Annotated in this window: 11 protein-coding genes; 7 read left to right on the top strand and 4 right to left on the bottom strand. The window is 61.1% G+C overall.

The window, feature by feature from the left end; genetic code table 11:
* Positions 1-7 precede the first annotated feature (7 nt).
* Both rhaS and AC0L2V_RS12280 read right to left on the bottom strand, forming a co-directional pair.
* Positions 8-1,003, bottom strand: coding sequence for a rhamnose ABC transporter substrate-binding protein (gene rhaS, locus AC0L2V_RS12285; RefSeq protein ID WP_023803287.1), 996 nt, complete (start codon positions 1,001-1,003; stop codon positions 8-10).
* Between the two features lie 46 nt (positions 1,004-1,049).
* Entirely contained in the window at positions 1,050-1,859 is an 810-nt protein-coding gene (locus tag AC0L2V_RS12280) for a DeoR/GlpR family DNA-binding transcription regulator (RefSeq protein WP_027155512.1), read from the bottom strand.
* A 191-nt stretch (positions 1,860-2,050) separates the two neighbouring features.
* Between AC0L2V_RS12280 and AC0L2V_RS12275 the strand changes: the two genes are divergently transcribed.
* From AC0L2V_RS12275 to ggt, 3 genes are all read left to right on the top strand, one after another.
* Complete coding sequence (locus AC0L2V_RS12275; protein WP_473510116.1) at positions 2,051-4,153, top strand: bifunctional rhamnulose-1-phosphate aldolase/short-chain dehydrogenase; 2,103 nt, start codon at positions 2,051-2,053, stop codon at positions 4,151-4,153.
* Between the two features lie 178 nt (positions 4,154-4,331).
* Positions 4,332-5,624, top strand: a complete 1,293-nt coding sequence (rhaI, locus tag AC0L2V_RS12270) for an L-rhamnose catabolism isomerase (protein WP_473510114.1) — start codon at positions 4,332-4,334, stop codon at positions 5,622-5,624.
* A gap of 346 nt (positions 5,625-5,970) precedes the next feature.
* Positions 5,971-7,704 (top strand): gamma-glutamyltransferase, encoded by a 1,734-nt coding sequence (ggt, locus tag AC0L2V_RS12265; protein ID WP_473510112.1) that lies wholly within the window; start codon positions 5,971-5,973, stop codon positions 7,702-7,704.
* 10 nt (positions 7,705-7,714) lie between these two features.
* Here the strand turns inward: ggt and AC0L2V_RS12260 are convergent, their stop codons facing one another.
* Together AC0L2V_RS12260 and AC0L2V_RS12255 are read right to left on the bottom strand one after the other, a co-directional pair.
* Positions 7,715-8,059 carry a hypothetical protein gene (locus tag AC0L2V_RS12260; RefSeq protein WP_036263803.1) on the bottom strand — a complete coding sequence of 115 codons (345 nt, stop codon included), beginning with the start codon at positions 8,057-8,059 and terminating at the stop codon, positions 7,715-7,717.
* A gap of 770 nt (positions 8,060-8,829) precedes the next feature.
* Positions 8,830-9,270, bottom strand: coding sequence for a hypothetical protein (locus AC0L2V_RS12255; RefSeq protein ID WP_128177700.1), 441 nt, complete (start codon positions 9,268-9,270; stop codon positions 8,830-8,832).
* Positions 9,271-10,285: 1,015 nt separating this feature from the next.
* Here AC0L2V_RS12255 and yhhA point away from each other — a divergent pair.
* From yhhA to AC0L2V_RS12235, 4 genes are all read left to right on the top strand, one after another.
* Positions 10,286-10,480: a YhhA family cyclophane-containing RiPP gene (gene yhhA, locus AC0L2V_RS12250; RefSeq protein WP_473520204.1), complete on the top strand. Its 195-nt coding sequence runs from the start codon at positions 10,286-10,288 to the stop codon at positions 10,478-10,480.
* Positions 10,477-12,618: a cyclophane-forming radical SAM/SPASM peptide maturase YhhB gene (yhhB, locus tag AC0L2V_RS12245; RefSeq protein WP_473520203.1), complete on the top strand. Its 2,142-nt coding sequence runs from the start codon at positions 10,477-10,479 to the stop codon at positions 12,616-12,618. Before yhhA ends, yhhB begins: the two co-directional genes overlap by 4 nt.
* 215 nt (positions 12,619-12,833) lie before the next feature.
* Positions 12,834-13,619, top strand: coding sequence for a hypothetical protein (locus AC0L2V_RS12240; RefSeq protein WP_473520202.1), 786 nt, complete (start codon positions 12,834-12,836; stop codon positions 13,617-13,619).
* Positions 13,609-14,079: a GNAT family N-acetyltransferase gene (locus tag AC0L2V_RS12235; protein ID WP_473520201.1), complete on the top strand. Its 471-nt coding sequence runs from the start codon at positions 13,609-13,611 to the stop codon at positions 14,077-14,079. The genes AC0L2V_RS12240 and AC0L2V_RS12235 overlap by 11 nt, the downstream gene beginning before the upstream one ends.
* The last annotated feature ends 175 nt before the right edge of the window (positions 14,080-14,254 follow it).

Here is a 14,254-nt window from a genome sequence, read left to right as displayed (position 1 = left end):
TCCAGGATCAATAGATCTTGGAGAACTCTTCGATGTTCGACTTGTCGAACTTGAAGGGCGGAGCCATCGCGGCCGAGTTGGTGTCGTCGAGGGTGACCTTGCCGACACGGCCGATCGACAGCGTCGCACCCGGCTTGGCTTCTTCCTTCTTCACCGCCAGATCATGGGCGAGGTAGACGGCCGAGTAGCCGAGATCGATCGGGTTCCACAGTGCGACAGCCTGGCTGGCGCCGTTGTCGATGAACTTCTTGAACTCCGACGGCAGCGCCAGGCCGGTGACATTGACCTTGCCGATCAGGCCCTGGTCGGTCACCACCTGGGCGGCGGCCACGACGCCGACGGTGGTCGGTGCGATGATCGCCTTGAGGTTCGGATAGGATTTCAGCAGGCCCTTGGCCTCGTCCGTGCTCTTGGCCGAGTCGTCGTCGCCATAGACGGTGGCGACGAGATTGATCTTGGGGAATTTCTCCGGCAGCACCTTCTTGGCCGCTTCGATCCAGGCGTTCTGGTTGGTCGCGGTCGACGAAGCCGACAGTATGGCGACATCGCCGCCTTCCGGCAAATAGTCGGCGGCAAGCTTGATGATGGTTTCGCCGATCAGGTTGGTGTCCGACGGGTTGAGGTGGAGCTGGCGGCCTTCCGGAGCGACGCCGGAATCCCACGAGATGACGGTGATGCCGCGATCCATCGCCTTCTTCAGCGCCGGCACCAGCGCGTCGGCGTCATTGGCCGAAATGGCGATCGCGTTGACCTTTTGGGCGATCAGCGAATTGATCACCTCGATCTGCGCTTCGGCGGTCGCCTTGGTCGGGCCGGTGTAGATGATATCGACGTCGCCGAGTTCCTTGGCCGCCTCTTCGGCGCCCTTGTTGGCGGCATCGAAGAAGCCGTTGCCGAGCGACTTCACCACCAGCGCGATCTTGACGTTCTCGGCATAGGCCGCATTCACGAAGATGGCGGCGGAGAACGCCGCCGTAACCATCAATTTCTTCAGAAAGCTCATCGAATATCCTCCCTTGAGTGTTGCATTCCATCGCCGCTGCGAACCCTCAGGCCTGCAGCGAAGATTCTTCCCTATTGCCTGCCGTTGTGCGGGCGACGACCAGCGTCACACCGGCGGCCTCCAACATCTTGGCCTCGCGATCCTCGATGCCGTCGTCGGTGATGACCGTGGCAATGCGCGACAGGCCGCACAGGATCAGGCTCGAGCGTTTGCGGAATTTTGACGAGTCGACCAGCACCACCAGTTCGTCGGCCTGATCGATCAGTTTCTGCTCGGCCTGGATCAGCAGCGGATCGCCTTCCATCAGGCCGAGTGGCCCGAGCCCTTGCGCGCCCATGAACATGCGGCGCGCATAGAAATTGCGCGTCACGTCATTGTCGAAGGGCGACAGGATGATGTTCTGCTCGCGGTAGATGGTGCCGCCCGACAGCATCACCGTGTTCTTGGAGTGCTTGAGCAGGTGCTCGGCGATCGGAAAGGAATTGGTGAAGATCGGCATGCGGCGACCGGTCAGGAAATGCACCATCTGGAAGGTGGTGGTGCCGCCATTGATGATGATCGGCTCGCCGTCCTTGCACAGTTCCACGGCGTCCCGCGCGATCGCCCGCTTCTGCGCAGCGTTGATCGTCTCGTTGACGGAAAAAGGCCGGCCGGCAAGGCCGATGAATTGCGGCGGGGTGATCGCCTCGGCGCCGCCACGCACCCGGCGCAGGCGCTTTTGCACATGCAGTGCGGCGATGTCGCGCCGGATCGTCGCCTCGGATGAATCCGTCAGGTCGACCATCTCCTGCACCGTCACCACAGGCTTTTCCTGGACGGCGGACAAAATGATCCTGTGGCGCTCTTTTTCGTGCATGGTTCCTCCCTGCCAGCACATCTAGGCACTCAAAACGCGCAGTGTCAATCATTTCCAATCAGATAAATTCATTGTGCAGTGCAATATGATCGATGTTGATCGTTTGTGATTGACAACGCCGCCGCTTGCGTAGAAATTCGGCCCAAAGGGACCGCACCGTTTGCGCGTCTCACGTCACGGGAGGATTACCTATGCTTGACAAGCGCTCCGGCACGCGCCTCGCCAATCTTTGGGATGAGGCGACAGCCCTGGGAATGAGCGAGCCGGAACGTCTCGTCTATCGCTCGAATGTTCTTGGCTCCGACAAGCGCGTCACCAACTATGGCGGCGGCAACACCTCTTCCAAGATCTGGCAAAAGGATCCGCTCACCGGCGAAAGCGTGGAAGTGCTTTGGGTGAAGGGATCCGGCGGCGACAGCGCCTCGATTAAAACAGACGGTTTCGCCACCCTCTACATGGACAAGTTGCGCGCACTTAAGGGTCTCTATCGCGGCCTCGAGCATGAGGACGAGATGGTCGCCTATCTGCCCCATTGCACCTTCAATCTTAACCCACGCGCGGCCTCGATCGACACGCCGCTGCACGCCTTCGTGCCGAAGCCGCATGTCGACCACATGCATCCCGACGCCATCATCGCGATTGCCGCCGCCAAGGATTCGCAGGCGCTGACCAGGGAGATCTTCGGTGACGCGATCGGCTGGCTGCCATGGAAGCGTCCGGGCTTCGAGCTCGGCCTGTGGCTGGAAAAATTCTGCTCCGAAAACCCTGAGGCCAAGGGCGTTGTGCTGGCAAGCCATGGCCTGTTCACCTGGGGCGACACTCCAAAGGAATGCTACGAGACGACGATCTCGGTGATCAACCAGGCGATCGACTGGTTCGAGCGCAAGTCTGAAGGCAAGCCGATCTTCGGCGGCGAAGTCGTCAAATCGCTCGACGCGCCGGCGCGTCGCGCCGTGGCGGCAAGGCTGATGCCGAGGATCCGCGGCCTGATCTCGGAGAAAAGCCACAAGCTCGGCCATTTCGACGATTCGCCGGCCGTGCTCGAATTCGTCAATTCGAAGGATTTGCGCCCGCTGGCGGCGCTCGGCACCTCCTGCCCGGATCATTTCCTGCGCACCAAGATCCGGCCGCTGGTCATCGAATTCGACCCCAAAAATCCTGATGTCGACGCCGTCATCGCCCGTCTCGCCGACGATTTGGCAGAGTATCGCGATGGCTACCAGGCCTATTATGACAGGTGCAAGCATGCGGATTCGCCGCCGGTGCGTGATCCGAACGCCGTGGTCTATCTGATGCCCGGCGTCGGCATGTTCACCTTCGCCGGCGACAAGGCGACGGCGCGCATTTCGGGCGAATTCTACGTCAATGCCATCAATGTCATGCGCGGTGCCTCGACAGTGTCGACCTATGTCGGCCTGCCCGAGCAGGAAGCCTTCGACATCGAATACTGGCTGCTCGAAGAGGCGAAGCTGCAGCGCCTGCCCAAGGCGAAAGCGCTTGCCGGCCAGATCGCGCTGGTCACCGGCGGCGCCGGCGGCATCGGCCGGGCGACGGCCAACCGGCTGCTGCGCGAGGGCGCCTGCGTCGTGCTGGCCGACATCGACGAGACCGCCCTTGCCAGCGCCAATGACGAATTGGCCAAGGCCCATGGCAAGGATTTCGTGCGGCCGGTGGTGATCGACGTCACGTCAGAGGACCAGGTGATCTCCGGTTTCGCCGAGACGGCTGTCGAGTTCGGCGGCATCGACATCCTGGTGTCGAATGCCGGCCTGGCAACCTCGGCGCCGATCGAGGAGACGACGCTGGCGCTGTGGAACAAGAACATGGACATCTTGTCGACCGGCTATTTCCTCGCGTCGCGAGAAGCATTCCGGCTGTTTCGGGCGCAGAAGATCGGCGGCAATGTCGTCTTCGTCGCCTCCAAGAACGGGCTTGCCGCCTCGCCCAATGCCGCAGCCTATTGCACCGCCAAGGCCGCCGAAATCCATCTGGCGCGCTGCCTGGCGCTGGAAGGCGCGGAAGCGCAGATCAGGGTCAATGTCGTCAATCCCGACGCCGTGCTGCGCGGCTCGAAGATCTGGACCGGCGAGTGGAAGGAACAGCGCGCCGCCGCCTACAAGATGTCGACTGACGACCTTGAGGAACACTACCGCTCGCGCTCGATGCTGAAGCGTTCGGTGTTCCCCGAAGACATCGCCGAGGCGATCTATTTCTTCGCCTCCGACATGTCGGCCAAGTCGACCGGCAATATCGTCAATGTCGACGCCGGCAACGCCCAGAGTTTTACGCGCTAGGCGATCATTTTTTGAGGGTGGCGCTGCCCCTCACCCTTACCCTCTCCTCGCGAACAACGGGGAGAGGGGGTCGCCAATGCCGGACACGCTTGTCCTTCTCCCCGTCGCTATACGGGGAGAAGGTGCCGGCAGGCGGATGAGGGGCAGCGCCAACCGAACGCATTTGGGAGGAAGCACCATGTCCGAAACCATCATCTCAGCCGACGTCGTCGACAAGGACAATCTCGCGCGCGCGGCCGAGCTCAAGCGCGATTACGATGCGCTCGGCGAACGCCTCGACCGCCGCGGCATCGCCGTCGACGCCATCCGCGGCAAGGTCGAAAAATTCGCCGTGGCGATCCCGTCCTGGGGCGTCGGCACCGGTGGCACCCGCTTTGCCCGCTTTCCCGGCGCCGGCGAGCCGCGCGATATCTTCGACAAGATCGAGGACTGCGCCGTCATCCGGCAGTTGACGCAGGCGACACCCACCGTCTCGCTGCACATTCCCTGGGACACGGCCGACCCGAACCAGCTGAAACAGGCGGCCTCGCGCTTCGGCCTCGGCTTCGACGCCATGAACTCCAACACCTTCTCCGACGCCAAGGACCAAAAACTGTCCTATAAATTCGGCTCGCTGTCGCATGCCGACGCCGGCACCCGCCGGCAGGCCGTCGAGCATAATCTCGAATGCATCGAGATCGGCAAGACGCTCGGCGCCAAGGCGCTGACGGTGTGGATCGGCGACGGCTCGAATTTCCCCGGCCAGGTCAATTTCGCCACGGCGTTCGAGCGTTATCTCGACGCAATGAAGGAGATCTACGCCGGGCTGCCTGACGACTGGAAGCTGTTCACCGAGCACAAAATGTACGAGCCGGCCTTCTATTCGACGGTCGTGCAGGATTGGGGCACGAACTACATCATCGCCAAAGAGCTCGGCGACAAGGCCTTTTGCCTGGTCGACCTCGGCCATCATGCGCCCAACGTCAATATCGAGATGATCGTGTCGCGGCTGATCCAGTTCAAGAAACTCGGCGGCTTCCATTTCAACGATTCGAAATATGGCGACGACGATCTCGATGCCGGCTCGATCGATCCCTACCGGCTGTTCCTCGTCTTTAACGAGCTGGTCGATGCCGAGCTTGCCGGTGCCGAAGGTTTTGATCCGGCTCACATGCTCGACCAGAGCCACAATGTCACCGACCCGATCGAAAGCCTGATGTTGTCGGCGGTCGAGGTGCAGCGCGCGTATGCGCAGGCGCTGCTGGTCGATCGCCAGGCGCTGGAAGGCTATCAGGATGCCAACGACGCGCTGATGGCGACGCAGACGCTGAAAGCCGCCTATCGCACCGATCTCGAGCCGATCCTCGCCATGGCGCGGCTGAACACGGGCGGCGCCATCGATCCGGTCGCCACCTATCGCGCCGCCGGCTACCGAGCCAAGGTCGCGGCGGAACGGCCGGCGGTTGCCGGCGGCGGCGGTGGGATTGTTTGATGTCGGCCTGAAACAAAAAACCCGCCTGAGGCAAACAGGCGTGCGTGCCTTCAGCGTTGGAAGTTGGCGAAAACCGAAGGCGAAATCCGATCTCCCCCCTTGCGGGGGAGATGCCCGGCAGGACAGAGGGGGGTGGGAAGGATCGCCAATTTTCGACTTCTGCTTTCCTAACCGTCGGAGGGACAGCACCCCCCTCTGCCCTGCCGGGCATCTCCCCCGCAAGGGGGGAGATCGGCAGCTTCGCCGACGGCGCATGACAGCATACCCGAATCTTTCCCCTCACAGCCATGGACTCAACCGCTCCAAACGGCTTTTCTAGGCGCATCCCACGCCCCGGAGAACGGCCATGCACCGCCGCACCCTAATCGCACTCAGTCTTTCCCTCACCTTGACCTTTGCGCCGCTGGCGGCCGCATTGGCCGCCTCGCCGCAGCCGGCGAAGGGCGAGCATGGCATGGTGGTGACCGCCCAGCATCTGGCGTCTGAAGTCGGCGTCGAGGTGCTGAAGAAGGGCGGCAACGCCGTCGATGCCGCAGTCGCCGTCGGCTACGCACTGGCTGTGGTCTATCCAAACGCCGGCAATATCGGCGGTGGCGGCTTCATGACCATCCGCTTCAAGGACGGCCGCTCGACGTTCCTCGATTTCCGCGAGCGCGCGCCGCTCGCCTCGACGAAAACCATGTATCTCGACAAGGACGGCAAGCCGGTGAAAGGCGCCAGCCTCGACGGCTATCTCGCTGTCGGCGTGCCGGGCTCGGTGGCCGGCTTCGAGACCGCACGGGAAAAATACGGCACGCTGACGCGGCAGGACTTGATGGCGCCGGCCATCCGCTATGCCAGGGACGGTTTTGTGCTGGAGCAGGGCGATGTCGCCTCGCTCGAAGGCGGCGCCGCGCGGCTGGCCAAGGACCCGGCCGCGGCCGCCATCTTCCTGAAGCCTGACGGCAAGCCCTATGCCGTCGGCGAGCGCCTTGTCCAGGCCGATCTCGCCGCCTCGCTCTCGGCCATCTCGGAACGAGGTCGTGATGCCTTCTACAAAGGACCGATCGCCGACGGCATCGTCAAGGCGAGCGCGCAGAAGGGCGGCATTCTGGCCAAGGCGGATTTCGAGACCTACGCGGTCCGCGAACTCGAGCCGGTGACCTGCAACTACCGCGGCTATGAGATCACCTCCTCGCCGCCGCCGAGCTCGGGCGGCGTCATCATTTGCGAGATACTCAACGTGTTGGAATTCTATCCGCTGTCCTATCTCGGCGCTGGTTCTGCCGAAACCGTCAAAGTCATGGTCGAGGCGATGCGCCATGCCTATGTCGACCGCAATTCGGCACTCGGCGATCCCGACTTCGTCGACAATCCGGTCGAAAAGCTGCTCGACAAGAATTATGCGAAGGAAATCCGCGAAAAGATCGATCCGTTCCGGGCCGGCGTGTCGCAGGGTCTGATGCCGAAGGGTTTTGGCGAGAGCCAGGAGACGACGCATTATTCGATCGTCGACAATGACGGCAACGCCGTCGCGGTGACCTATACGCTGAACGGCTCGTTCGGCGCCGCCGTCGTCGCCGACGGCACCGGCATCCTGCTCAACAACGAGATGGACGATTTCACCCAGAAACCGGGCGTGCCCAATCTCTACGGCCTCGTCCAGGGCGAGGCGAATGCGATCGCCCCGAGGAAGACGCCACTGTCGTCGATGAGCCCGACCATCGTCGCCAAGGACGGCAAGCCGTTCATGGTCATCGGCAGCCCCGGCGGATCGCGCATCATCACCATCACGCTGGCAGCGATCGTCAATGTCGTCGATCACGGCATGAACATCCAGGAGGCGATCGACGCGCCGCGCATCCATCACCAATGGCTGCCCGACACGGTCTATGTCGAACCGTTCGGCCTGTCGCCCGATACCGAAAAACTGCTTGCCGGGATGGGCTACCGCCTCGACGTCACCGATGCGACCTGGGGTCAGGCGGCCGGTATCCTGGTCGGCGGCAAGAGCCTGGCCGAGATCGAAAAGGGCGGCGGCGCCCGCTACAATGGCGCCATCGACAGCCGCGCCGCGTCCGGCGAGGCGATCGGATATTAATTTCTTTCGGTCAGATGACCAGCGTTATGGTGGACGCAATCAGCATCACCGCCGCGATGCCGACGAACAAGGCATAGATACGCGGCCGATCGAGCAGCAGCGCATTTCCCGATATCCACGCCGCGGTGGCGCCGCCAAGCGCGTACAGGAAGCCGTTACGGTGCCCCAGGGCAAGGTTTGCGGCCATCAAGCCGCCAATGATGAGGGCGCCGAACACGATGATCACGGCGACCGCGTATTTCTCGAAATCGTTGCTGGCCACACCCGGACCCATCACGTTCAACGTCGTCAGGTCGTCCGGGTCGAAGGGGCTGGCCGACCCATATTCGTCTTGACCGGCAGGCTCGTGCATCATTCATTCTCCTTGAAGCGGCAACAAATCATCAAGCCTTGCCGAGTGCAACCAGATCGCGACACGTTCAATGCCATCGGAACGGTCTTCAACACTTTCTGGCCGCGGCTTGCTACCGTCTTTTTGGATTTAATGCATGTCGCGCAAAAGTGTGCAGCGGTTTTGCGGTAACGACATGCAAAAAAACAACAACCTGAAGCGGCGTCGCCGGTCAAACGCGACGCGCTTCAGGTCGGATCGTGCTGCCGCTCCAGGCGATCTGTCGCACTGGAATCGCCAGTCAGGGCGTTTTGACATGAAAGGCCGCCGCTCTGGAGCAGAACCGCTGTCCTGGCTTCGGCCTGACCGCGCGTGAAGTTGCCGGTGGCGAAGATTGGGCCGGTGGCCAAGATTGGGCCGGCGGCGAAGATTGGGTTGGTGGTGAAGAGTGGCCGGCGCCACTTTGGGGGGGCGTTGGGGTAGATTGCCTGATGGGCGCCGGCCAAGCGGAAATCAGGTCCGCCGCGAGCAAACATAGCAAGGAATGGCGCGGTATGGCAGTGGTGTGATCGCGGAAGATGGTTCGCGCTTTCCCGGTGCGGTGTCCCATTATCGGTCAACCCGTCTGGCGCCTGAATTGCACAGTAAGCAATGCCGGGGCAACGGCCCGGAAGTCGTTCCCGAATATCGAGCCTCGCCGCTTCGCAAATGGAGCGGCGGGCCTTTTTGGCTAGAGCATCGGCCCCGAACGTGGGTACCGGTTGCGGCAGCGTTTCGCAGCCCGCCGAGATTTGTCAGGCGGCGGGAGCCGGCGGCAGTTCGAACAGATGGGCGCCATTCTCCTGGCCCCGCTCGACATAGCCGATTATCCGGAACCATTTTGCGACGTCCGGTCTCTGGAGCCAGCTGCGCGAGTGAATGGGGAGGTTGCCGGCAAGCGCCTGGATATGGCGAATGTGCCGCTTGCAGAAGCGAACGGTCGCGGCGCTGAAGAAATCTTCCTGCGCGGCGAACAGCGTATCGGCAGCGTCGCTATTCTCGTGCCAGGCGATGAGCGCTACGGTTTTTTCGCCCTGCACGAGCGCATGAGCACGGCCTTCCTTCAAGTTCATCATCAGATTGTCGTAGGCGATCTTGCTGTCCTTGCCGGCCGCGACGTACTCGTCCGATATTCGCTTGGACAGATCACGGAAAACACTTTCCAGATCTCCAACCGTTGCTGCGCGTGCTCTCATTTCGCCTCCTGGAGCCCCAGCGGGCAGTTTGCCCTAAGGATAGGGGATCACCAAGCAAATCAAATCCGTCATTCGCCCAATGCGAGCAAACAGTTTCGCCAGTGCCGGCCCTGTCGGGCGCGGGAAAAATGATTGGAGGTCGCCGAGAACCGCTACGCAACCTCCCGCAACACGGCGACCTGAATTCCCCCAACCGATTTCAGCCAAGCGGGCGTCATGCGCAACTTGCTGAAATTGCCTTGGAAAAATGGTGCCCAGAGGCGGAATCCAAACGATGGAAAACTTGCTCTGTTTCCAAATCGTTAGGACTCACGCTATAGCAGGACTAGCCAACAAAAATACCAACGAAATATTTTTGTGGATTGTTTCGGTTCCCGGATATCGCTCTATTCGCTCAATGCCATCGCGTCCCAACCTTATCTCAAAAGCCCATTGCTGTCGTTACTCGAGCAAATCGCAGGCCCGCTGCCTCCGATTTCCCGACCTCTGATCGCTCTACCAATTGAAGATGGCGGAGCAAAGCGGCAATTCAGGATATGCGTCGTCCATAATTTTGATGTTTATAACACACAGATTCGGAACGGTACGGCGGAAAACTCCCCTTTTGTCCTGGTCGGAAGCCTCATCTGAGGTGAAAGCGAGCTTGGGGGTGTGACGGTACGGGCGTGAAGAGCATCGTCAGATTGTGCAGATTGCCCTATCATCGCCCCGCATAGGACATGATGGTTGCGCAACCGCACGCAGCAGCAATGCGCCTCTTGAGCCATGGCCACAACACTTCTGATACCGTATCGGACATACTGGATTGTTCTGTTAAAGTCGCGTCAGAATCCGGTGAATAGCGATCGTAGAAACAGCGATCAATCAGAAATCGTCGATTTTACCTTTCAGGTCGTTCCGCAATACAGTCTTCAGGGCGGATTTTGCATTTGGCAGCAGGATAATTGCCCGAACAAAATCTGGTAGCATCTGTGTTTGCGCGTGCTATGATAGGTTGCGAAAAATGGAGACCCACATGTCGAATCCCAATCCGGAGGAGGTTCCTGCTTCCGTCACCGCCCCCAATCGCGATGTGCGCACCGCACTCCTGCGGGGCCGCCTGGCCAATCCGGCGCTGCAGCGACTGCAGGGCCGCGTCCTGTCCCAGGCCGAGCCCAGCGACGTGATCACCAGCTATGACAGGATGCACCACCGCCACAGCCGGTCATGACAGTCAGCGAGGCGCCTCCCCGGATTACGTCGTTCCTGGTCAAGGTCGCCTCGCGCTGCAACCTCGATTGCGACTATTGCTACGTCTATCACCACGCCGACCAATCCTGGCGCTCCATGCCAAAATTGCTGTCGGCGGATGATCGTTTTACTTTTGTGGAAAGGCTGACGACGTATTTGTCCGAAGAATCAATCAAGCGCTGCACGGTCATTTTCCACGGCGGGGAGCCTTTGCTGGCTGGCGTTGAAACGCTTGTGGCCTTTGCGGATCAGATCCGGGCAGCCACGCCCTCATCGGTTGATATCGGCCTGCAAACCAATGGCCTCTTGTTGAGCGAGGCCGCGCTCACAGCGTTTGAGGCCGCAGACATTAGCATCTCGCTTAGCCTAGACGGGCCAAAATACGCCAATGACAAGCATCGGAACTCGAAAAAGGGCCGCTCCAGCTTCGAGCGTGTCCAGCAAGCGCTCGAGCGGCTCAAAAGACATCCGAAAATTTTCGCAGGCGTGATTGCCGTCATCGATCCGACCACGCCCGCGCAAGACCTGCTGGCGTTTTTTGCGGCGCACGATGTACCCAAACTCGACTTCCTGCTGCCGGACGCACATCATTTGCGGCCGCCGGCGGGTCGAAGCGAGCAAGCCGATTTGTATGAAGCCTGGCTCTGTCAAGCCTTCGATGTCTGGCTCGATTATTACCCCCAACTGCCCATACGCACATTCGAGGCGTTGCTCGACGCGGTCGCGGGGCTGCCGTCTAGCACCGACGCCTTCGGCTTGGGCGATGTCAGTCTTATCGGCATCGAAACTGACGGCAGCTATCACGATTTGGACGTGCTGAAAGTCACAAAGGACGGCGCAACGCGAATCGGCGGCACCGTGACAGACACTGCGATTTCATCAATCGCATCATCCGATCACCTGGCGGCTCATAGACAATTGTTGAGCAAGCCTGGTCTCAGCGTCACGTGCCAGGAATGCGCGATTGTAGATATTTGCGGTGGCGGCTCGCTCCCACACCGCTATGGCGCGAACGGTTTTGATAATCCGACCATTTACTGCGGAGAAATGACCGCTCTCGTTGGGCATATCCGGGGAAGGATCCAAGGTTTGCTGGACAGCAGCGCGCGGCCAGCAGAAGTACTTCCCGACGTCTTCAGCTTTGACCGATACGAATCGGCAGAGCTCGGCAAGGAGGAGATGGCTCATCTCTGTGCGGCCTCACGACAGGCGTTGCAGAGCGAGTTTCTAGAAGCCGCGCGTTTTCTGTCGCTGGACGCATTTCAAAAGCTGGCCGATCTCGGCGCGACGGAGCCGGGAAGGTTGGCGGAACTTTGCCAGCAGCCTGGGGCGGTGGCATGGCAGAGAACCCTGTCCTCCCAGAATCTGGGGCGGGTCGTCCATACCGTCGATGGGCAAGCGCTATCGGCGGACGCGGCCTATCTCTCGGATCTGCTTGATCGGCCCACAGACAAATTATGCGCTTTGGCGGTTGCCAACGAGGACAGCTGGCTGCGCAAGCCATTCGGCGATGCCATCTATTTTGAGACTGAGGCGTCCGCTTCACACGCACGTCCGGTGGTCGAGGCGGCGCTGCGGATCGTAGAGGCATGGCGCCCAGCGCTGGCGGCTGAAATCCGCATGGCCTGCCGTGCCATTCAATTTGTTCGCGATCCGCTCGCCCATCCCGAGAAGATTGTCTCCTTCAGCGACAATACGGTACCGGGGGCGCTTTACGTCTCCGTGTGGCAAGGCGACCGGCTGATCGACCCTTACGACCTGGCCGATTCCTTGGTCCATGAGCATCGCCACCAGAAGCTCTATCTTCTGGAACGCATCTCCCCAACGGTAGAGCCGACCGAAATGCGGGTCTTTTCTCCTTGGCGTGAGGATTTGCGCCCACCCTCCGGGCTTTTGCATGCGGTCTTCGTGTTCGTCGAGTTGCGCCGGTTTTGGGAGTTTGTCCGCAAGGAAGGGCCGTCGCGCCTCCACAATCGGGCGATCAACCAGATCAGGGACACCGATGAACATCTGGCCGAAGCGTTCACCACGCTTTTGAGCTGCCCGCTGACGCAGACCGGTCGCTCCCTGACCGAGGTTCTGAGGAAAGCCTCCGAGCCGGCGCTAGAGGCGGCGTGAACAGCTTGCATCTTCCCGTCGATCGCTTGCCGACCTTGCCGTCGGGACGACACGCCATGCTTCGCGACTATTTCTGTGACAAGGACGCCCGCGCCGTCCTGGAGGATGCCGGATGGAGATTGACGCTAGCCTGGCCCGACGGGATCGATCGACATGTCGATTTGCGGCTCGATGAAGGACTGTCCTGGTGGGGTGGAAACGTCACCCGACCAACCATGGCCACGGCACGCCGCCGGAGCGGTCACGTCTTGAGCGCTCTTTACGACAGCTGGACCCTTCACAGCTGGAGCGAGCAGGTCCAGGCACTGGGCATCAGTCCTCACGAGGAGGTGCTTGTCCTGCACGTCGACGATCACCGTGACCTCGCCAGCCCCCGCTTGTTTGAGGAAAACGGCCAGTGGACCGACCCCATCGGCGGGTCTGCCTGCAGTCTCGACGACCCCCAAAGCGTGCGCGCGGCCATAGAAAGCGGCGCCATCGGGATGGGCAGTTTCCTGACCCCGTTCCTGCACGCTTTCCCGCGCACCGAGGTACGCCAGCTTTGCCAGCCTCCGAAGGTCCAGTCGACCAAGGACTTTGCGATCGAACGCTATGAGCAGTCGGACGAGCTGCTTGAACCTGGCCGCAAGCGGCCGGCGGTAAGGCTCAATGCGTTTTCACCAGGGACGGGATCCGGCCGTTACCGCCTGACCTCCGATCTCGACGATTGGCTAGAGTGCCTGCCTGGGCGGCGAACCGTCCTCCATATCGATATGGATTTCTTCAACAACCGCTACGACGGGGACACCGACTGGGAAAGCAGGAGGGAGCGTCTCGATCCGCCAATCGAGAACATCCTAACGCAGATCGATAGGCTGACGGCGGCGCTCGCCAGATCGGCTGTTGCGGCCAATTTGATCGATATTGTCGTGGCCTATTCACCGGGATTCTTCCCGGCCGAGTTCTGGGAAGCGGCCTCGGATAGACTGATTCCGGGCCTGGAGCGCCTTTATGAGCGCTAAATCCGCACCAAGCCCCGGGCCGCGCCGCAAGCCGAAGCGTCCGACACCCAAGCCCAAGCGCAGCAAGGTCAAACCAAGCAGTGCCTTTGTCGAAGCCGATCAGGTCATGCTCGTTAAGACAAAGGGAACGGCGAAGCGCGGCGGCGGGCCTGGTGGCGAAGCCTGGCGCATCGAGGCAGAAGGCAAGCTGGCCGGCATGGTGTTCATCAACCATATCGACGAAGCGCCACTTGGCCCGCATGCGTCCATACAAATCTATCTCAACACGCCGAGCCAGGGCCGCCGCATCGGCAGGGTCGCTTACAGAAAGGCCTGTGAGGCGAGCCGTTACGATGTCATCTATGCCCATATGCGCAAATCCAACGACGCCTCGCGCCGGGCCGCCGAAGAGGCCGGGTTCAAGGACGATACTAGACCGGCAATGACGCAGCTTCTTCTGGTGTGGCGGCGCTCTCGATGAGATTTCGGCCGCAATGGCTGAAGCCATCGGCGATGGTGGATTTGCGCCAGGTCATGCTTGGCCTGAGGCCTGCCGTGCGGACCGAAATTGGCGACACGGTGGGCGACGCGGAGTTGGGTCAGTGGGCCCGGCTGCGCGGGCTCTATTATTGCCGTGACAGCGACAATTTTGTCGT

The sequence above is a fragment of the Mesorhizobium sp. WSM4814 genome (genome assembly GCF_055811595.1).
This window is presented reverse-complemented; position numbering and strand designations above follow the sequence as displayed.